The following is a 17,957-nucleotide window of genomic DNA, read 5'->3' as shown; positions in this document are numbered from 1 at the left end:
TCAGGCGGGACACTACGCCGGCAACAGCGCCGGCTGGCCGTAGGAATGGGCCGGGGCTTGGACGGCGTCCTGCCCCTGCGCGGGCAGGCGGAATGTGCTGACCGCCGCCTGCAACCGCTGCGCCTGCGTTTCCAGCGACGAGGCCGCCGCCGCGGCTTCTTCGACCAACGCGGCGTTCTGCTGCGTCACCTGGTCCATCTGCGTGACGGCGGTGTTGACCTGGTCGATGCCGGTCACCTGCTCGTTGGATGCGGTGGCGATGTCGTTCACCAGCATCGTCAGCTGTTCGATGGTCTCCAGGATTTCCGTCATCGTCAGGCCCGCCGCCTCGACCTGCGCCGAGCCGGCCTGCACGGTCGCGCCCGAGGCGTCCAGCAGTTGCTTGATCTCCTTGGCGGCGCCGGCGCTGCGCTGCGCCAGCGACCGGACCTCGGCGGCCACCACGGCAAAGCCCTTGCCTTCCTCGCCGGCTCGCGCCGCTTCCACCGCCGCGTTCAGGGCCAGGATGTTGGTCTGGAACGCGATGCCGTCGATCACGCCGACGATGTCTTCGATGCGGCTCGAATCCTGCGCGATCTTGCGCATCGTGGTGACCGCCGCCTGCACGGCGTTGCCGCCGCGCTGCACCACCTCGGAAGCGGTGGCGGCCATCTCGTTGGCCATGCGGGCATTTTCAGCGTTGCTGGTCACGGTGGACAGCAACTGCTCCATGCTGGCCGCGGTTTCCTCCAGCGACGCCGCCTGCTGCTCGGTGCGGCTAGACAGGTCCTGGTTGCCGGCCGCGATTTCGCTGGAGCCCGTGTTGATCTCGACCACGCCATCGCGCACGGCATGCACGGTGCGCACCAGGCTTGCCTGCATGTCCTGAAGGAAAGGAATGATCTGGCCCACGCAGTTCTTGCCGAACGACGGAATCGGCGTGGTCAGGTCGCCGCCCGCGATGCGCTGGAAATGACCCTTGAGCGAATCCAGCGGACGCTTCACGAAGTTCACGACATAGCGGTCGCCCAGGATCAGCAGCAGCAGACAGATGCCAAGAACCACGCCCATGCCGATATAGGCCTGGCGGCGGTTGGCGTTGGCGTCTGCCCACAACTGGACTTCGCGGGCCTTGGCGTAGGCCTCGTAATCCTCCATGCCCTTGCCGAAGCTGCGGCTGGCGGTAACGACCGGTCCTGCCGCCTGCGCGCGCGCCTTGTCCACCGCGCCGGCGTCCAGCTGCTGGCGTTGCAGGTCAATGCCGTTGACCAGGGCGTCAAAGCCCGAGCGCATCGCGTCCAGCAGCGCCGTGGGCGCGTCCCGGCGGGCCAGTTCAATGAACTGCGCCTGATGCTTTTTCGCTTCGGTCAGTGCCGTGTCGATGCTGCGGCCTTCCGCGGCCGCCAGGTCCTTCTGGCCGCCGGCAACGTACTCCAGCTGGCGCGACAGCCGCAGCCGGGCGCGCATGATCTGGTCGTTGACGCGGGAAAGCGCGGATACCTCATTCAGAAGATCGTTGCTGGCTGCGAGCGCTTCGCCGGCGCTGCGCAGCCCATTGACGCTGATGGCCGACAGGCCGGCGATGAAAAGGCTGATCACGAGCAAGGTGCCCAGGATCATGCGGCGGATGGTGATGTCTTTCAGAAACTGTGTCATGCGCGTCGTCCCAAAGGTGCAGCAAGCCTGCTTAAGGACAACGACGTAGCCCGGGCCTTATTTAGCCGGATGTTGCACATCTTACGAATATGTCGGCGCGATGGACGAATATATCGACACGAACGGCAACAGTGTTGCGTCTTGGAGCAGGCGCGTGCGCCGGACGGCCCGCGTGGGCCCGTCAGCGGGAAGCGGGCGTCTGCGCCGGCTCGCTTGCGTCGAACCGCAGCCGGGCAAAGCTGGCGATGCAGGCGAGCCCGGCGCACAGGGCGCCCAGCCACAGCGCCGCGATGGCGCCGTGCGTGGTGGATACGTTGAAACACGCGGCCACCATCGCCGCGCCGGACGCCTGGCCCAGCAGGCGCACGGTTCCGATCATGCCGCTGGCGCCGCCGGCGCGCGACGCGGGTGCGGAGGTCATGATGGCCCGCAGGTTGGGCGACTGGAAAAAGCCAAAGCCCGCGCCGCAGATCGCCATGCGCCACGAGATGTCCAGCACGGACGGGTCGGCCGGCATCAGCGCCAGCAACGCCATGCCCAGCGCCAGCATCGCCAGTCCCACGCCACCCAGCATGCCGGCCGGGTAGCTATCCGAAAGCCGGCCCGCGATGGGCGCCATGAAAGCCACCACCACGGGCCACGGCGTGATCAGAAAGCCGGTCTCGACCTGGCTGTAGCCCAGCACCGTCTGGAACAGGAACGGCAACGACACGAAGGCCAGCGCCTGCGCGGCGAACGCGCACACGGCCGTGGCGGCGGACAGGGCAAAAAGGGGACGGCGCAGCAGGTCCACGGCCAGGATGGGCGCGGGATGGCCGGCCTGACGCCGCATCAGCAGCCACAGGCTGGCCGCCGCCACGGCGCCTTCCAGCGCCACGCGCGGCCACGGCGCGCCGTGGGCAAGTTCGTTCGTCGCCAGGACAAGCAGGCCCAGCGTCATGGCGCACAGCACCGCGGCCATGCCATCGAACCCGTGATTGGATCGCGTGGTGTCCGGCAGCCCGCGCAGGGCCAGCGCACCGGCCAGGATGCCGATGGGGAAATTGACCAGGAACAGCCAGTGCCACGAGCCGAGCAGCAGGATGGCCGACGCCACGGTCGGCCCGCCCGCAAACGACAGGCCGACGACCATGGCGTTCAGGCCCAGTCCGCGGCCCAGCATGTGCGAGGGGTAGATAAAGCGCAGCAGCGCGCCGTTCACGCTCATCACCCCCGCCGCGCCCAGGCCTTGCAGGATGCGGGTGGCCACCAGCACGGGCAGCGATGGCGCCAGGCCGCTCGCCAAAGAGGCCAGCGTGAAGACCGCGAGGCCGACGATGTAGACGCGCCGGTGCCCCAGGATCTCGCCCAGCGCGGCCGCCGGCAGCAGGCCGGCCACCATCGCAAGCTGGTAGCCGCTGATGACCCAGATGGAACCCGCCTCGCTGGCCTGCAGGTCTCGCGCGATGGTGGGCAACGCGGTATTGGCGATGGCCGTGTCCAGGCTGGCCATGCAGACCGCCAGCATGACGGCCACGAGGGCGCCCAGGCGTTCGGCGGCGGGCAGGCCGACGCCGGCCGGATAGACGGTGCTGCGGGAGAACGAGAGCATGGATGGGCTGCGCTGCGAGGGCGTCCGGGCGGAGCGCCTGGAGTCGTAGGGACAGATTCTAATGCGGGGTGCGTTCTGACCGGGCGGCATAACCGCCGCGCCGCCGTCAGGACTCCACCGGCGCCGGGCGCGGCTTGACCGGCCAGAACAGCGCCGCGGGCCGCCGCAGGATGCGGCGTCGCACGCCGGCCGTGAGGGAGGTCCGATCGTCGCGGCGCATGTCGCGCGAGGCCATCGCCACGTTGAAGGCCAGCGCAAAGCTGACGATGACGTTCAGGGCGCCGGTCGCCACCGTGCCGGCCACGGCCATCCAGAACACCTGCGTGTGCACCACATCCCAACCCAGCGTGGCGAGCGAGGCGGCGATCTGGCCGGCGCTGAGCGACACGTGGCGCACCTCCAGTGTCGATCCCAGCGCGCTGACGAAGACGGGCAGCAGGCCCAGCATCAGCCCCAGCGAGACGTTGGCGGCGATCAGGGACACGTTGCGCTGCCAGAAGCCGGCCCAGCGCACCGCGCCCCGCGCGCCAAGCAACTGCCGGGTGCGGCGGCCATACGCCATCACGTCCTGCACGCGGTGCAGCGCAAACCAGTTGTCGGCCCAGCCGGCGATCAGGCTGGACAGCCAGATCAGCGCGCCGGTCACCGCGGCGTAAAGGGGCGTCGGTCCCCAGAACGACAGTGACTGCAGCGTGGCTTGCGCCTTGTCGGCGTCAATGAGCGGCTGTTCCAGCATCCGCATGGCCAGCCATTGGATTGCCCAGGCCAGCGGAAACACGACGGCCAGGTTGCCCGCAATCGCGGCCGCGTTCGAACGCACCATCGCCAGCGTGTCGTCGACGAAGGCGTCGCGGCCGTCGGGCGTGTAGGCCGCGTCAAGGCGGCGGGCCAGCGCCGGTCCCGTCATGGCCGGCTGCTTGGTGGCCAGCGTGAAATGCGCGAACTGGATCACCAGAAAGCTGCCCGCGTAGTTCAACGCGTTCAACAGGCCTTCCAGCCACTTCTCCAGATGCGCCGACGTGATGATGAACTTGACGTAGACCGTGAACGCGACGACAAAGCCGCCGCCCATGGAGGCCTTGAGCATGTCCATGTATTCCAGCGTGTCGCGGGCGATGTAGTGTTCGCCGGTTTCCGCGCTGCGGTCCATCACGCGGCGCGCCAGCTGGGCGAGCGATGAGGCCGCCAGATGGCGGATGCTGCTGCGCGCCAGCGTGCAACGGATCAGCTCGGCCATCAGGTGCACGTAGCGATGGCGCTGCGTGGGGTCGATCCAGACGCTCAGCAGCAGCTCGATACGCGCCAGGCGCAGCTTCATGCACTCGATCTGGTAGACCACGTCCACCGCCACGCCATTGCGCTTGAGTTCTTCGTAAACCGCATCTCCGGCCGCGCGGCATTCATCCAGCAGCGCGCGCAGCACATTAAGGCGCTGGCCCACGGCCTCGGGCGGCGTGTCCGGCGTGCTGGCAAAGAGCTCGGCGGCCGCATCGGACAGCGCAAAGAACGGGGTGTCTTCCACGCGGCCCGGCAGGCGCGAGCGGATGTCCTGGCTGAGACCGGCCGCGCGCACCTGGCTGATGAGCACCTGCATGCTGCTGGTCAGTGCATGCGCCAAGCGCCGGGCAAGCGCGTCGGGCGTGGGGGCGGCGGACGCATCCGCTATGCGCGCCGGGGCGCCTTCGTCCCGGTGCATCAGCGCGCGCACGCGGGCCAGTGTCGCGTCGTCCAGCGACTCGATCCATTGCGCGTCGCCGGCGCGGCGAAACAGCAGGGTGAACAACCCGTCCATGTCGCCGCGGTTGGCGGGCGGGGGCAGCATCCAGTCCACGATGCGGCGCCACAATTCGCCCCAGAAGCCGGGCTGCGATGCGACGCCGGTGTCGCACAGCAGTGTGGTGGGATCGTTGTCCACCAGCACCGACCGCAACGTGGCTGCCGTGCGCGCGGCCACGTCGGGATTGTTTTCCAGCACCTGCAGCAGGTAGCGCAGCCGCGCGTGGCGGGGATCCCCCCCATCCTGCCGCGACGGTGCGCCGCCCGGCCGGTTCAGCCAGCGGCCCAGGTCGATGAGCCACAGATTGCGTTCGGCCAGCGGCGACTGCGGATCGGCATTGGCCAGGATGACGTCGAGCTGCGCCCCGCCCCGGGAAGCCCGCCAATTGCGCCACAAAGAAGTCAGCATGATCGAGCCTCGCGCGTCATCGTGAATGGGGGGGCGCTCAATGGTACGCCCAAGCCATGCGTCGGGGGAGGCGGCAGGCCCGTTTCCGGTAACCTCCCGGCTGCCCCTGTTTCACTATTTACGTTTGCTGATTCAATGACCCTGACTTTCAACGGGCGCGCGTTCGCCGCCCTGCTTGCCGTGACCGCCGTGCTGGCGCTGATCGCCACCTTGGGCGCGCCTTATCCCTTCCTGCGGGGGTTCGTGGGCGACGTGGTGGCGGTGGGCTGGGCCTACCTGCTGTATCGCAGTTTTATCCGTGCGCGCGTGTTGCCGCTGGCCCTGGCGGCGCTGTTCACCGGGTATGCGGTGGAGTTCGCGCAATACCTGGGCCGCCAATTCGGATGGCGCATCGAGCAGCCGGTGCTGCGCGTCGTGTTCGGCAGCGTGCCGGACTGGTGGGACGTGCTGGCCTATACCGTGGGCTTTGTCGTGGTGCTGGCGCTTGCCGGCGGCCTTGCGCGACGGCAGCGGCGCGCCGCGCTGCAAAATGCCCGGATGCAGGCCAGCCTGCGCGCAAGACGCTGAACGGGGCGGGGCCGGCTGGATGCCGGCCCCACGGGCACGACCTGATTCTTAACCGGCTTGGCAGACCGTGTCGTCGCGTTGCGCGCGCACGGCGGGCGCGGCTGCGCGCAGCGGTTGCAGGCGGGCAGTGCGGAACGGCGCCAGCAACTCCGACCAGGAAGAAGGAAACAGCGGCGTCGCGTGGCGCACGGCATCGCGGCGGGCGTAATGGGTGAGCAGCTGCTGGCCGATCGGGGCGTCTCCCAGAGGGTGCGGGGTGTTCATGGTATTTCCGTATTGCGTTGAAATTGTATTCATTGTACGTCGTTCGTGCCTTGTGGTCCAGCGGGCCCGGGATGGCACAAGTGCTTGATATGTCTGAAACTGTCCCTGATTAATGGGTTGACTTCGGGATTGCCCTAGCAGCCCCAAAGAGTAGACGGTATACAATGTGCATCATACCCGGGCTTAGACAGGCCTGGAATTTCTCCCACTGGACCTGGAGCGAGTCATGGCAGAACTGATGAACCGAGATGAATTCCGCACGGCGCTGGAAAACGCAATCAAGGGCAAGAGCGCAAACGCGTCGCCCTTTTCGATCGCCTGGGCCGAAGGCAAGCTGAGCCGCGAGCACCTTTCGCGCTGGGCCGAAAACCACTATCACTACGTCGGCCCGTTCGCCGATTACCTGGGCTACCTGTACGCCCGTACGCCGGACACCTACACCGAGGCCAAGGATTTCCTCTTGGCCAACATGTACGAAGAGGAAATCGGCGGCGACCGCCACACCGACCTGCTGATCCGCTTTGCCGAAGCCTGCGGCACCACGCGCGAACGGGTCACCAATCCGGACAACATGTCGCCCACGACCCGCGCGCTGCAGAGCTGGTGTTATGCCGTGGCCATGCGCGAGGATCCGATCGTGGCGGTGGCCGGCCTGGTGGTGGGACTGGAATCGCAGGTGCCGTCCATCTACCGCAAGCAGACGCCGACCCTGCGTGAAAAGTATGGCTTCACCGACGAGGAAGTCGAATTCTTCGACCTGCATATCGTCTCCGACGAGATCCATGGCGAACGCGGCTACCAGATCGTGCTGGAGCACGCCAACACGGTGGACCTGCAACAGCGCTGCCTGAAGATCTGCGAGATCGGGGCGCAGATGCGGTTGCTCTACACGACGGCGCTCTATACCGACTACGTGCAGGACGAGATCAAGCTGCCCGAACTGGGCCTTGCCGCCTGATCGTGCTCTTGCCCGCCCGGCACGCCCGGGCGGGCGCCGCACCGCAGAACCTGGACGAAGACCTCATGCCTACCGTTGTGTTTCATAAAGGCGGCCAGACCTACACCGATGTGGTGAAGGACAACACCAACCTGGTGGTGCGGGCCGGCATCAAGCAGTTTCCGTTTCCGCATCTGCGATACGAATGCGGCATGGGCAAATGCGCCAAATGCGCCTGCCGCATCATCGCCGGGGCCGAGCATCTGCCGCCGGTGAACTGGAAGGAAAAGAAGCAGCTGGGCGAACGCGTCGAGCAAGGCTACCGGTTGGCGTGCCAGCTGTGGCTGAACAGCGACATCGAGTTGACCCAGGACGTGGAGGCGTGATGGCGCAGGATTCGACCTATGTGATCCTGACCTCCAAGCCCGGCATCTTCCGCACCGAGGCGGGCGAGGGCGCGGACATCATCGAGACCTATGACTACGTGTTCTACGGACGCGCGCTGGCCGTGTTCAGCATCGCCCGCCTGGATCGCGAGATCAAGCTGGTCGTCACCGAGGAAACGCCGCCCTACGTGGTCAACCACGTGCCGTCCAAATTTCTGGAGAAGTTCTCGTCGGTGGACGCGGCCCGCAAGGAGCTCGCGCACCTGACGCGTTTTGGCAGCATGGCGTCGACGCTGACGCTGCGGTCCGGCGTGCGCGCCACGGAGCACTGACGACATGGTTCAGATCACGTTCATATCCAACGGCGGCAAGGTCGCCACCGCGCCGGAGAACAGCAACCTTCTGCGCGTGTCGCTCAAGGAAAAGGGCGGCATCCCGTTCAAGTGCGGGGGCGGCCTGTGCGGCACCTGCAAGTGCCGGATCGAGGAAGGGCTGGAAAACACCGACGCCATCAAGCCCAAGGAGCGCAAGCACCTGCGGCCCGAGGACTTCGAGGCCGGCTACCGCATGGCCTGCCAGACCTTCGTGAATGGCGACGTCAAGGTGTCGTGGGTGGTGCAGAACGGCAAGGGCATCGTGGTGGACGCGGCGTCCGGCCCGGTAGAAGCGTCTCCGGCATGAATGAGGCCGGCGCCTGAGTGCGCCGGCGCCCGGCAATCAGGCCACGGAGGCCTGCTGCGGCGGCTGCTGGGCCTCGGCGTAGGCCTTGGCGGCATTGTGCACATGCTGGCTGGCCAAGAGCGCTGCCAGATCGCCATTGCCGGCGATGACGGCGTTCAGGATCTGCGAATGGTCGTCCCAGTTCTGTTTTGCCCGGCGCATGTTGCTGGGCGCGAACAGCAGCGCGGTGCGGTCGCGCAGAGAACGCATCAGGTCGGTCAGCACCACGTTGCCGCCGATCGTGGCCAGCATTTCATGAAACTGCGAATTCAGCGCCAGGAACTTGTCCAGCTTCTCTTCGCGCGCGGCCTCGGTGCCCTCGCGCAGGAAGGCCTGCAGGCGCTCGACCGTTTTCTCGTCGCGGCGCTGCGCGGCCAGCTTGGCGTTCAAGCCTTCCAGTGTGGCGCGCACTTCCACCATGTCGTAGGCCACGGCGTCCGACAGCACCGACACGGACGCGCCGCGGCGCGGCTCGATCGTGACCAGGCCTTCGGCGGCGAGCGCGCGCAGCGCCTCGCGCACCGGGATGCGGGACACGCCCATTTCCTCGGACAGGCGGCCTTCGACCAGGCGGTCGCCGGGGGTGAATTCGCCGCTCAGGATGCGTTCGCGCAGCTTGTCGCGGATGACGGCAAACAACTGCGGATGCTGCTCGCCGATCTTCAGCGGGGAGGAGTGCTGCGTCTCTGCGGCTTGCGGACTGACGGGGGAGGTTGTCATGGCGAGCAGGTTTGGCGTAATGGATACAGTCTCCATTGTATTACCGGGTGTCGCCGGCCGTCGCCGGTGGCGTGCCGCATCAATGCACCCAGAATGTCTTGACCAGCACCCCCACCGCGCCCATGGCGCAGGCCGCGAGCAGCACGCCGCGGACGGCGCGCGGTGGCAGCAGGGTGCGCAGCCGGTTGGAGACCGCAAAACCGGCCAGCAGAAATGGCGCCAGGCTAAGCGCCAGGCCCGCGTGATAACCCGTGTAGCGCTTGGCCAGCGCCAGCATGGCCAGCGAAAAAATGGATCCCAGAAAAAGCACCATTCCCAGTGTGGCGCGCAGCCTCGGCGGGGCGGCATGCTGCAGCACGATCGCAATGGGCGGCGCGCCCACCGAGGTCATCGTGCCCATGATGCCGGAGGCGACGCCCGCGCCCGACACCCGTCCGGGCGTCGCGGAAAACCGCAGGCCCGCCACGCTCAGCGCCACGGCGGCGAGGATCATGCAGGCAAAGAGCACGCCCAGCGCCTGCGGGGCGAAGCGCGCCATGGCATAGATGGCGATCAGGGTGCCGACGGCCCGCCCCGCCAATGCATACGAGACGGCGGGCCAATCGATGGCGGCGCGCTCGCGCAGGGCGGTCAACAGCGAGATGAAGCCGCCCAGCGTCAGAAGCGGTCCGGGCGCGAGCTGCGGAAAGAACATCGCCGCAACGGGCGCGGCGAACATCGCAAATCCCACCCCGCCCACGCCCTGCGCCACGGCGGCGCCAAACACCACGGCAGCCATGGCGGCGTAATGCCACGCATCCGGGAACGACAGGTAAGACAGCATGCGTCAGACTTTGTAATTTATGTATACGATAGTCTATCCAGGAAATCGCGCACCGACAGACAAATCCAAAAAATTAAGGGTAATCCCTTGATTTTTCGTCTAAAAGGTGTCCTAAAACGGCACTATCGATTTCCCTAGGCGGCGCATATTTCGATTGGTAGGGTTCTCAACGAAATATAGTATACCGAGTGTGGCGACCCAACAGCCACGCATACAAGGGGAATACGCATGCAATCCGACGTCGTGCTCACTGCGGCTCATTGGATTTACCTGATCAGCGTGGCCGCCATCATCCTGACGATGATCCTGCGCGCCAATGTCGTGGTGCCATCGGTCATTGGCACGTTTCTGGTGGTGCTGGCGATCACGGGCAATCCGATCAGCGCGCTGATCGGCATCTTTTCGGCCAGCTTTGTCGCCGCCAAAGAGCTCTTCAACATCTTTCTGGTCATCACGTTCATGACGGCGCTGCTCAACGCGCTCAAGACGCTTCAGGCGGACGTGCGGATGGTGCAGCCGTTCCGGCGGGTCATGCGGGGCGGGCATTCCTCCTTCGTGATCATCGCCCTCTGTACCTACGTGATCTCGCTGTTCTTCTGGCCCACGCCCGCCGTGCCGCTGGTGTCCGCCATCCTGCTGCCCGCGGCCATCGCTGCCGGGTTGCCGCCGCTGGCCGGCGCCATGGCCATCGCCATCGCGGGCCAGGGCATGGCCCTGTCTTCCGATTACGTGATCGGCGTGGCGCCCAGCATCAGCGCCAAGGCGGCGGGGGCGGCCGTCAGCGCGGCGGTGGTGGCAGACCGCGCGCTCGTGCTGTCGCTGATCACCGGCGGGATCGCGCTGGTGGCGGCCTATCTGCTGGTGCGCCGCCAGATCGTGCCGGCCGATCCGGCCCTGTTGTCGGCCTGGCAGGCTCGCGCTCAGGACGGCAGCCTGGCGAAGATCGAACAGGCCGGCTCGTTCGACAAGGCGGAACTCGCGCGCGGCACGATGGGCGCCGATCCGGCCTTGCCCAGCGGCCCGGTGCTGAGCGAAGAAGAGCGCCGCCGCGTGCGCTGGTCCAAGGTGTTTGCCGTGGTGACGCCGCTGGCGTTCCTGGCCGTGATCGGGGTAATGGTGCTGCCCCGCCTCTTTCCGTCGCTGCCCGCGCTGCGCGGCGGCGATGCGGCGGCGCTGGTGGGCGGCGTGGCGTTCGTGGTCATGATGCTGGTGACCCTGGCGGCCGAGGGCCCGCGCAAGATGCTGGACGTCTGTCCCGAGCACGTGACCGACGGCTTCGTGTTCGCCTTCAAGGCAATGGGCTCGGTCCTGCCGATTGCCGGCTTCTTCTTCGTGGGCGCCCACGAGACGGCCGCCCAGATCCTGGGCGTGCCGCCGGCGCAGGCCCCCGGCCTGCTGTTCGAAGTCATTTCGGCGGCCCAGCACCTGATCCCCGAGAACCACTTCCTGGTCGCCTTCGGCGTGCTCCTGGTCGGCATGATCACCGGCATCGACGGCTCCGGCTTTGCCGGGCTGCCGCTCACCGGCACGCTATCCGGCGCGCTGGGTCCGGTGGTGGGCGTGGACCCCGCCACGTTGGCGGCGGTGGGGCAGATGGGCGCGGTGTGGACGGGCGGGGGCACGCTGATTGCCTGGTCGTCGTTGATCGCCGTGGCGGGGTTCGCGCGGGTCAACGTGTTGTCGCTCGTTCGCGCGCTGTTGCTGCCGGTGCTGCTTGCGCTGTTCGTTTCGACCACCTGCGCGGTGCTGATCTGGCGTTGATGTTCAACGCACGCATGGGAAAAGGCTCCCGCGAGGGAGCCTTTTTGCTGCCGGATCGGGTGGGGTTTCCACTGATCGTCGCATAGTGATTAAAGTATACAATGTTCTGAGATTAGCCCGGCCGCCTCACGCCCGGCTACGCCGGACCCAACTCAAGGAAGCGCTCCCGTGGACGATCTCTCGCAGCAAGCCTTTTTGAACTACATCGGCGGCCAGTGGACGCCCAGCGTCACGGGCAAGACCGCGCCCAACGGCAATCCGGCCGACACCGACGACGTCGTGGGCCACTTTCAGGTGTCCGGCGCCGACGACGCCCGGCAGGCCGTGCAGGCCGCCGAGGCCGCCTTCGCCGCGTGGCGCGACACGCCGATCTCCAAGCGCGCGGCCATCCTGTTCCGGGCCGCGCAGCATCTGGAAGACAACGCCGATTCCATTGCGCGCGAACTGACCCGCGAAGAGGGCAAGGGCGTGAACCTGGCCAAGGACGAGGTGCTGCGCTCGGCGCAGACGATCCGCTTCTACGCCGTCGAGGGCCAGTCTTTCACGGGCGAGACCTTCGTCAACGACGACCCGGACATGATCGTCTACAGCCAGCGCGAGCCGCTGGGCGTGGTGACCGTGATCTCGCCGTGGAATTTCCCCATCTCGATCCCGGCGCGCAAGATTGCGCCCGCGCTCATCATGGGAAACACGGTGGTGTTCAAGCCGTCTTCCGACGCGCCGATGTCGGGCTACCGCCTGACCGAAGCATTCGTCCGCGCCGGGCTGCCCGCCGGGGTGCTGAACTTCCTGACCGGCCCGGCGGGCGCGGTGGGCGAAGCCATCACGGGGGCGCCCCAGGTGCGCGCCATTTCGTTCACCGGCTCGACAGCCGCCGGCGAGCAGATTCACCGGACCGCGGGGCTGACCACCCGCACGCAGATGGAACTGGGCGGCAAGAATCCGTTGATCGTGCTGGCCGATGCCGACCTGGACCGGGCGGTGGACCTGGCGGTCAAGGGCGGCTTCTCGCTGAGCGGCCAGGCCTGCACGGGCACCAGCCGCGTGCTGGTCGATCGCAAGGTCAGCCAGGCCTATACGGAAAAGCTGCTGGCCAAGATCCGCACGCTGACCATCGGCAACGGCCTGGAAGGCAACTTCGACCTGGGCCCGCTGGCCACCGCGCGGCAGCTGGACAACGTGCTGGGCTACATCGAATTGGGCAAGGAGGAAGCCACACACCTGCATGGCGGCGACCGCCTGACCGGTCCCGGCTTTGACCGCGGGTACTACGTGACGCCCGCGCTCTTTGCCGGCGTGACCCAGCAGATGCGCATCGCCCGCGAGGAAATCTTCGGGCCCGTAATCGCGCTGATCGAGGTCGACGGCTATGAAGACGCCATCGCCCAGGCCAACGACACGGAATATGGCCTGTCGGCCGCCATCGCCACCACCGACGCGCGCTACGCGCACCGCTTTGCGCGCGACATCCAGGCGGGCACCGTCAAGATCAACCGCACCACCACCGGCAACCTGATCAACGCGCCGTTTGGCGGCCTGAAGCATTCCAGCACGTCCACGTTCCGCGAGTCGGGCCGCGTGGGTCTGGAGTTCTACACCCAGATCAAGACCGTCTACCGCGCAGGCTGACGGCCCATCCCCCACTCGAGGTTTTGCACATGAAACAGATCTATCGCCTGGAACTCGAAGAAGCGCGCGTCATGGTGCGCGCCGCCATCGCCAAGTCGCAGGAGATCGGCGTCCTGGAATCGATCTGCATCGTGGACGATGGCGGCTATCCGATCGCGCTGGAGCGCATGGACGGCGCGCGCATCACCGGTCCGCAGATCGCCTGGAACAAGGCCTTCACCGCCGCCGGCCACAAGCGTTCGACCCACCTGTTCAACACCCCGCCGAACGGCCCGGCGCTGCCCGGCAACGAAGCCTTCGGCATCCAGTGGAGCTTTGACGGCAAGTTCGCGGTGTTCGTCGGCGGTTTTCCCATCGTCGTGAACGGCGAGGTGATCGGCGGCGTGGGCCTGAGCGGCGGCAACGGCGAGCAGGACACCAAAGCCGGCCTGGCGGCGCTGGCCGCGCTGGGCGAACTGCTGGAGCCGCGCGGCATGAAGGTGCTGGTCGAGGCGGACATCAAGAAATAGGCGAGGGCGCCATGGCATACCGCGTGCACATTCTGGAAACCGAGACCGCCTTCGAGGTCGAAGAAGGCGAAACCGTGCTGCAGGCCGCGGAGCGGTCATCGGTGAAGCTGCCGCATGAATGCACGTTCGGCGGCTGCGGCACCTGCCGCATCAAGCTGGAATCGGGCGCGGTGCGCTACGACGAATTCCCCATGGCGCTGACCCCCGAGGAGGCCGAACAGGGTTTTGCCCTGGCCTGCCAGGCGCGTCCGGCCGGCGACCTGTGCATCAGCGTGGCCAGCAGCCGGCAGGTTTTTCCCGATCCCCGCCGCATCCCCGCCACGATCCACCGCATCCATCGCTTCTGCGACGATGTCGTGCACCTGACGCTGGCGCTGCCTGAGGCGCTGGACTACGTGCCCGGCCAGTACATGAACGTGGTGCTGCCCGACGGCGAGACGCGCAGTTTCTCCATGGCCTCGGCGCCCGCGGGCAACCTGGTCGACTTTCACGTGCGGCGCATTCCCGGCGGCCGCTACACGGACCAGTGGCTGGGGCAGGCAGCGGCGGGCGCGCCCGTGGAGATCGAGGCGCCGCTTGGCGTCTTCAGCTACCACGAGGAAGATTGGCGCCCGCTCATCATGATGGCCACGGGAACCGGCATTGCGCCGATCAAGGCGATCCTCGAATCGCTGCTGGACAACGAAGACTGCCCGCCCGTGACGCTGTATTGGGGCATGCGCACCGAAGCCGACCTGTACCTGCGCGACGAGATCGAAAGCTGGGCGTCCCGCCTGTACGAATTCAACTTCGTGCCCGTGCTGTCGCGCGCGGGGGCCGATTGGCAGGGGCGCCGCGGCTATGTGCAGGAGGCGGTCCTGGCCGACCACGCCGACCTGTCCGAGCATGCCTTTTACCTGTGCGGCGCGCCCGAAATGATCCGCCAGGCCAAAAGCCTGCTGGCCGAACGGGGCGCCAGCCTGGAACACCTGTACGCCGACAGCTTCACCTTCCAGCACGCGTTGGCTGCCGTCTGAGCGCCGGGCTAGCGATACACCAGCACCGGCAGCCGCGTGCGCGCCAGCACGCGCTGCGTCTCGCTGCCCAGCAGAAAACCCGTCATCCCGTGCCGCCCGTGCGAGCCCATCACAATCAGGTCGCACCCGGTCTTCTGCGCGGTCTCGACAATGGCCTCGTGCGGATGGTCGTTCACCATGACGATCGCTTCGCAAGGCACGAGCGCGTGCCGCGCCTCGGTCTCAAGTCCGTCCAGATACGCTTGCGCATTCCGGCGCGCCTGGTCGGTGTGGTGCCCTTCGGTTGTGCCCAGCATCTCGGCCTGATAGACCAGCAGATGGTCTTCCGGAATGGCGCGCAACAGGGTGATGGTGGCGCCCATTTCCTTGGCGAAAACGAGCGCGCGCTTGAATGCCGACTCGGACAGCAGCGAACCGTCCACGGCGATGAGCAAGTGCCTGTACATGTTGCCTCTCCTTTAGGAAAAGGAATGTCCAGCAACGGCGAATCCAGTATAGGCCCCTGGGCGAACGCAAACCAGCGTGCAAAAGGACGAGCCGCGTGCGCGCCGGTGTCGGGCACCGTTCATCTTCCCGCAGCGCTTCCAAACCGTCGGCGTTAGGCATATATTGACCGGGCGATATCCGGCGGTTCCCTCCTGGCTTGTGGCGTCTTGCTGTGTGCGGAGAACGGAAATGCGGCGACTGCAAAAGTGGTTCATCGGCCTGATGTGCCTGGGGCTGTCCCTCTGTTTTCCCGCCTTGGCGCAGACCAAGCTCAGCAACGCGCAGCTCGATCAGCTCATGGCGCCCGTGGCGCTGTACCCGGACGCGCTGCTGTCGCAAATCCTAATGGGGTCCACGTACCCGGACGACATCGCGGCCGCCGCCAAATGGTCGGCCGCGCACACCGATCAGTCCGGCGATGACGCCGTGCGCGCCGTCGACGCCGAAACCTGGGATCCCAGCGTCAAGTCGCTGGTCGCCTTTCCCTCGGTCATGGACATGATGGGCCGCGAGCCCGGCTGGGTGAAGTCCGTGGGCGACGCTTTCCTGGCGCAACCCGAGGCCGTGATGGACGCCGTCCAGCGGTTGCGCACGCAGGCGCAAAAGGCAGGCAATCTGAAAAGCACGCCGCAGCAGACGGTCAAGACCACCACCGCCAACGAGAAGACCGTGGTGGTGATCGAACCGGCCGATCCGCAGGTGGTCTATGTGCCCAGTTACAACCCCACGGTGGTCTACGGCACGTGGGCTTATCCGTCATACCCCCCTTATTACTATCCGCCGCCGCCGGGCTCGGTGTTCGGGAGCGCGCTCGTGGCGGGCATTGGCTTCGGCGTGGGCGTGGCGGCGATCAATTCGTTGTGGGGCGACGCCAACTGGGGGCACGGCGACGTCGATATCGACGTGGACCGCTACAACAACATCAACGTCAACAATCGCATCGACCGCAACAACGTGAACAGCAACCGGGCCACCTGGCAGCACAACGCCGCCAACCGGGGCAACGCGCCGTATGCGGACCCGGCCAGCCGCCAGCGGTTTGACAGCCAGCGGCAGGCGGGGCTGCAGAGCCGGGCCCAGCCGGGCGGCGCAGGGGCCCGGACGACGGGCACGGCGTCCGCCGCGGGGTCTCGCGACGCCGCGCGGCAGCGGGCGGCGCAGTCCTTCGAAGGCCGCACCGGGCAGCCCATTGCGGGGCATGCCGGGGCCGACGGGGCGCGCGGCCAGGGCGCGGCGCGGGGCGATGGCGCGGCGGGCCGGGGGCAGGGGTCGCAAACGGGGCAGGGCGCGCGGGATCGCAGCTCCAGCGTCTCTACCCAGAACCGCCCGCAGGATCGCGGCGCCAGCGTGTCGACCCAGAACCGTCCGCAGGATCGCGGCGCCAGCGTGTCGACCCAGAACCGTCCGCAGGATCGCGGCGCCAGCGTGTCGACCCAGAACCGCCCGCAAGACCGAGGCGCCAGCGTATCGACCGGCGGCGTCTCCACGCAGGACCGGCAGGCGGCGGCACAGCGCCAGCGCGCCGACGAAGCGGCCGCGCGCGACCGGGCGCGGGCATCGAACAGCCAGAACGCCCTCTCGGGGGCGGGCGACGGCGACCGCATGCGGCAGCAGAACCAGCGCGGCGAGATGAGCCGTGGCGGCGGCGGACAACGCAGCACCGGCGCCAGCGCGCCCAATCGCGGCGGCGGCGCAGGCGCCTCTCGTGGCGGCGGAGGCGGCCGTGGCGGTGGCGGCGGCCGGAGATAAGCATCATGGACAAGGGACTACCTATGACGATCGCCCGTTTGCGTGCGCTGTGTCTTGCCTTGGCCCTCGCGCTCGGCGCATCGGCGCCCGCCATGTCGCAGGCCGTATATCCCAGCGCCCAGGCGGCCGCGCAGGCGTTCACCGATTCGCTGGCCCTGAACGACGTCGATGCCCTGAGAAAAGTGCTGGGCCCGAACCACCGGCAGCTCGTGCCGGGCGGCGTCGACCAGGAGAACATCTATCGCTACCTGGCGGCATGGGCGCGTAAGCACGACATCGTTGCCGACGGCGGCCGGGCATGGGTGACGGTGGGCGAGTCGGGCTGGACGCTGCCGGTGCCGCTGGTGCGCGCCGGCCAGGGATGGCGCTTTGACCCGGTGGCGGGCAAGGCGGAGATCCAGCGCCGCGCCATCGACCGCAACGAGCTGACCGCCATCGAAACCCTGCAGGAATTGCAGGCCGCGCAGACGCGCTATGCGCAAGGAGTGGGTCAGGGCCGGTATGCGATGCGGCTGGTCAGCCGCGCCGGCGAGCGCGACGGCCTTTACTGGCCGGACGTGCCGGGCGCGCCCCAGCAGGCGTTCGGACCGGACGCGCTGGCGATGGGCCCCGACGTGCCCGTGGACGACGCCTATTTCGGCTATCGCTACAAGGTGCTGCCGGGCGGGCCGGACAACGCGTATCGCATCGTGGCGTGGCCCGCGCGTTACGGGCAGACCGGGATCGGCACGTTCGTCGTCGGCCCGGAAGGCGGCGTCCTGGAAAGCGATCTGGGGCCGTCGTCGGCGGCGCGCGCGGCGGCCTTGCGGGAGGCCGACATCCGCACCGGAAACTGGGTCGACGCGAACGGCCAGGCCACGCCCGTCAGATAGGTTTTTCGGGGCCATATGGCGCCCATTTCACGGGCCTGTTGCGGGGTCGCAACAGGCGTGCGGGTTTGCCTCTCAAGCGCTTGCCGCGCCGCATTCACAAGCTTCCT

General features: G+C 67.4%; 18 protein-coding genes. 11 read left to right on the top strand and 7 right to left on the bottom strand.

What is annotated here, in order from left to right; all coding sequences use genetic code 11:
- Positions 1 to 12: 12 nt before the first annotated feature.
- From FBY20_RS09420 to FBY20_RS09410, 3 genes are all read right to left on the bottom strand, one after another.
- A complete protein-coding gene (locus FBY20_RS09420; protein WP_142051651.1) occupies positions 13 to 1,635 on the bottom strand; it encodes a methyl-accepting chemotaxis protein in 1,623 nt (540 codons plus the stop codon).
- 181 nt (positions 1,636 to 1,816) lie between these two features.
- Positions 1,817 to 3,226 carry an MFS transporter gene (locus FBY20_RS09415; protein ID WP_142051648.1) on the bottom strand — a complete coding sequence of 470 codons (1,410 nt, stop codon included), beginning with the start codon at positions 3,224 to 3,226 and terminating at the stop codon, positions 1,817 to 1,819.
- Between the two features lie 106 nt (positions 3,227 to 3,332).
- A complete protein-coding gene (locus tag FBY20_RS09410; RefSeq protein ID WP_142051645.1) occupies positions 3,333 to 5,411 on the bottom strand; it encodes a site-specific recombinase in 2,079 nt (692 codons plus the stop codon).
- A gap of 135 nt (positions 5,412 to 5,546) precedes the next feature.
- Between FBY20_RS09410 and FBY20_RS09405 the strand changes: the two genes are divergently transcribed.
- Positions 5,547 to 5,978, top strand: a complete 432-nt coding sequence (locus tag FBY20_RS09405; RefSeq protein WP_142051642.1) for a DUF2809 domain-containing protein — start codon at positions 5,547 to 5,549, stop codon at positions 5,976 to 5,978.
- A 48-nt stretch (positions 5,979 to 6,026) separates the two neighbouring features.
- Here the strand turns inward: FBY20_RS09405 and FBY20_RS09400 are convergent, their stop codons facing one another.
- Positions 6,027 to 6,242 carry a hypothetical protein gene (locus FBY20_RS09400; RefSeq protein WP_056319356.1) on the bottom strand — a complete coding sequence of 72 codons (216 nt, stop codon included), beginning with the start codon at positions 6,240 to 6,242 and terminating at the stop codon, positions 6,027 to 6,029.
- Between the two features lie 226 nt (positions 6,243 to 6,468).
- On the opposite strand from FBY20_RS09400, the gene FBY20_RS09395 reads away from it, so the two are divergent.
- The 4 genes from FBY20_RS09395 to FBY20_RS09380 all read left to right on the top strand — a co-directional run bounded on the left by FBY20_RS09395 (position 6,469) and on the right by FBY20_RS09380 (position 8,246).
- Positions 6,469 to 7,200 carry a TenA family transcriptional regulator gene (locus FBY20_RS09395; RefSeq protein ID WP_056319353.1) on the top strand — a complete coding sequence of 244 codons (732 nt, stop codon included), beginning with the start codon at positions 6,469 to 6,471 and terminating at the stop codon, positions 7,198 to 7,200.
- A 65-nt stretch (positions 7,201 to 7,265) separates the two neighbouring features.
- Complete coding sequence (locus FBY20_RS09390) at positions 7,266 to 7,565, top strand: 2Fe-2S iron-sulfur cluster-binding protein (protein ID WP_056319481.1); 300 nt, start codon at positions 7,266 to 7,268, stop codon at positions 7,563 to 7,565.
- Positions 7,565 to 7,897, top strand: a complete 333-nt coding sequence (locus FBY20_RS09385) for a hypothetical protein (protein WP_056319351.1) — start codon at positions 7,565 to 7,567, stop codon at positions 7,895 to 7,897. The genes FBY20_RS09390 and FBY20_RS09385 overlap by 1 nt, the downstream gene beginning before the upstream one ends.
- 4 nt (positions 7,898 to 7,901) lie before the next feature.
- Entirely contained in the window at positions 7,902 to 8,246 is a 345-nt protein-coding gene (locus FBY20_RS09380) for a 2Fe-2S iron-sulfur cluster-binding protein (RefSeq protein WP_056319348.1), read from the top strand.
- A 36-nt stretch (positions 8,247 to 8,282) separates the two neighbouring features.
- On the opposite strand, the gene FBY20_RS09375 is transcribed toward FBY20_RS09380, so the two are convergent.
- Both FBY20_RS09375 and FBY20_RS09370 read right to left on the bottom strand, forming a co-directional pair.
- Complete coding sequence (locus FBY20_RS09375) at positions 8,283 to 9,005, bottom strand: GntR family transcriptional regulator (RefSeq protein ID WP_056319346.1); 723 nt, start codon at positions 9,003 to 9,005, stop codon at positions 8,283 to 8,285.
- A gap of 79 nt (positions 9,006 to 9,084) precedes the next feature.
- Positions 9,085 to 9,828, bottom strand: coding sequence for a sulfite exporter TauE/SafE family protein (locus FBY20_RS09370; RefSeq protein WP_142051639.1), 744 nt, complete (start codon positions 9,826 to 9,828; stop codon positions 9,085 to 9,087).
- A gap of 228 nt (positions 9,829 to 10,056) precedes the next feature.
- Here FBY20_RS09370 and FBY20_RS09365 point away from each other — a divergent pair, with 228 nt between their 5' ends.
- From FBY20_RS09365 to FBY20_RS09350, 4 genes are all read left to right on the top strand, one after another.
- Positions 10,057 to 11,589: a hypothetical protein gene (locus tag FBY20_RS09365; RefSeq protein ID WP_056319341.1), complete on the top strand. Its 1,533-nt coding sequence runs from the start codon at positions 10,057 to 10,059 to the stop codon at positions 11,587 to 11,589.
- Positions 11,590 to 11,757: 168 nt separating this feature from the next.
- Positions 11,758 to 13,218, top strand: a complete 1,461-nt coding sequence (locus FBY20_RS09360) for an aldehyde dehydrogenase family protein (RefSeq protein WP_056319340.1) — start codon at positions 11,758 to 11,760, stop codon at positions 13,216 to 13,218.
- 29 nt (positions 13,219 to 13,247) lie between these two features.
- Positions 13,248 to 13,727 (top strand): heme-binding protein, encoded by a 480-nt coding sequence (locus FBY20_RS09355; RefSeq protein WP_056319338.1) that lies wholly within the window; start codon positions 13,248 to 13,250, stop codon positions 13,725 to 13,727.
- A gap of 11 nt (positions 13,728 to 13,738) precedes the next feature.
- A complete protein-coding gene (locus FBY20_RS09350; protein ID WP_142051636.1) occupies positions 13,739 to 14,743 on the top strand; it encodes a 2Fe-2S iron-sulfur cluster-binding protein in 1,005 nt (334 codons plus the stop codon).
- Positions 14,744 to 14,751: 8 nt separating this feature from the next.
- Here the strand turns inward: FBY20_RS09350 and FBY20_RS09345 are convergent, their stop codons facing one another.
- On the bottom strand, positions 14,752 to 15,189 hold the full coding sequence (locus FBY20_RS09345) for a universal stress protein (RefSeq protein WP_056319334.1): 438 nt from the start codon (positions 15,187 to 15,189) through the stop codon (positions 14,752 to 14,754).
- A 229-nt stretch (positions 15,190 to 15,418) separates the two neighbouring features.
- Here FBY20_RS09345 and FBY20_RS09340 point away from each other — a divergent pair, with 229 nt between their 5' ends.
- Both FBY20_RS09340 and FBY20_RS09335 read left to right on the top strand, forming a co-directional pair.
- Complete coding sequence (locus FBY20_RS09340) at positions 15,419 to 16,978, top strand: DUF3300 domain-containing protein (protein WP_142051633.1); 1,560 nt, start codon at positions 15,419 to 15,421, stop codon at positions 16,976 to 16,978.
- A 23-nt stretch (positions 16,979 to 17,001) separates the two neighbouring features.
- The gene (locus FBY20_RS09335) at positions 17,002 to 17,850 is read left to right on the top strand and encodes a DUF2950 family protein (protein ID WP_142051631.1); all 849 of its coding nucleotides are present in this window, start codon (positions 17,002 to 17,004) and stop codon (positions 17,848 to 17,850) included.
- Positions 17,851 to 17,957: the final 107 nt, after the last annotated feature.

This window comes from Achromobacter sp. SLBN-14 (assembly GCF_006715415.1).
Taxonomy (GTDB): Bacteria; Pseudomonadota; Gammaproteobacteria; order Burkholderiales; family Burkholderiaceae_B; genus Achromobacter; species Achromobacter mucicolens.
This window is presented reverse-complemented; position numbering and strand designations above follow the sequence as displayed.

What these genes read in the sequence shown, in the direction of transcription:
- FBY20_RS09350 (WP_142051636.1), top strand. Translation starts at nt 13,739, where the DNA reads ATGGCATACCGCGTGCACATTCTGGAAACCGAGACCGCCTTCGAGGTC.
- FBY20_RS09365 (WP_056319341.1), top strand. Translation starts at nt 10,057, where the DNA reads ATGCAATCCGACGTCGTGCTCACTGCGGCTCATTGGATTTACCTGATC.
- FBY20_RS09335 (WP_142051631.1), top strand. Translation starts at nt 17,002, where the DNA reads ATGACGATCGCCCGTTTGCGTGCGCTGTGTCTTGCCTTGGCCCTCGCG.
- FBY20_RS09395 (WP_056319353.1), top strand. Translation starts at nt 6,469, where the DNA reads ATGGCAGAACTGATGAACCGAGATGAATTCCGCACGGCGCTGGAAAAC.
- FBY20_RS09400 (WP_056319356.1), bottom strand. Translation starts at nt 6,242, where the DNA reads ATGAACACCCCGCACCCTCTGGGAGACGCCCCGATCGGCCAGCAGCTG.
- FBY20_RS09370 (WP_142051639.1), bottom strand. Translation starts at nt 9,828, where the DNA reads ATGCTGTCTTACCTGTCGTTCCCGGATGCGTGGCATTACGCCGCCATG.
- FBY20_RS09405 (WP_142051642.1), top strand. Translation starts at nt 5,547, where the DNA reads ATGACCCTGACTTTCAACGGGCGCGCGTTCGCCGCCCTGCTTGCCGTG.
- FBY20_RS09375 (WP_056319346.1), bottom strand. Translation starts at nt 9,005, where the DNA reads ATGACAACCTCCCCCGTCAGTCCGCAAGCCGCAGAGACGCAGCACTCC.
- FBY20_RS09345 (WP_056319334.1), bottom strand. Translation starts at nt 15,189, where the DNA reads ATGTACAGGCACTTGCTCATCGCCGTGGACGGTTCGCTGCTGTCCGAG.
- FBY20_RS09410 (WP_142051645.1), bottom strand. Translation starts at nt 5,411, where the DNA reads ATGCTGACTTCTTTGTGGCGCAATTGGCGGGCTTCCCGGGGCGGGGCG.
- FBY20_RS09415 (WP_142051648.1), bottom strand. Translation starts at nt 3,226, where the DNA reads ATGCTCTCGTTCTCCCGCAGCACCGTCTATCCGGCCGGCGTCGGCCTG.
- FBY20_RS09380 (WP_056319348.1), top strand. Translation starts at nt 7,902, where the DNA reads ATGGTTCAGATCACGTTCATATCCAACGGCGGCAAGGTCGCCACCGCG.
- FBY20_RS09390 (WP_056319481.1), top strand. Translation starts at nt 7,266, where the DNA reads ATGCCTACCGTTGTGTTTCATAAAGGCGGCCAGACCTACACCGATGTG.
- FBY20_RS09420 (WP_142051651.1), bottom strand. Translation starts at nt 1,635, where the DNA reads ATGACACAGTTTCTGAAAGACATCACCATCCGCCGCATGATCCTGGGC.
- FBY20_RS09355 (WP_056319338.1), top strand. Translation starts at nt 13,248, where the DNA reads ATGAAACAGATCTATCGCCTGGAACTCGAAGAAGCGCGCGTCATGGTG.
- FBY20_RS09340 (WP_142051633.1), top strand. Translation starts at nt 15,419, where the DNA reads ATGCGGCGACTGCAAAAGTGGTTCATCGGCCTGATGTGCCTGGGGCTG.
- FBY20_RS09385 (WP_056319351.1), top strand. Translation starts at nt 7,565, where the DNA reads ATGGCGCAGGATTCGACCTATGTGATCCTGACCTCCAAGCCCGGCATC.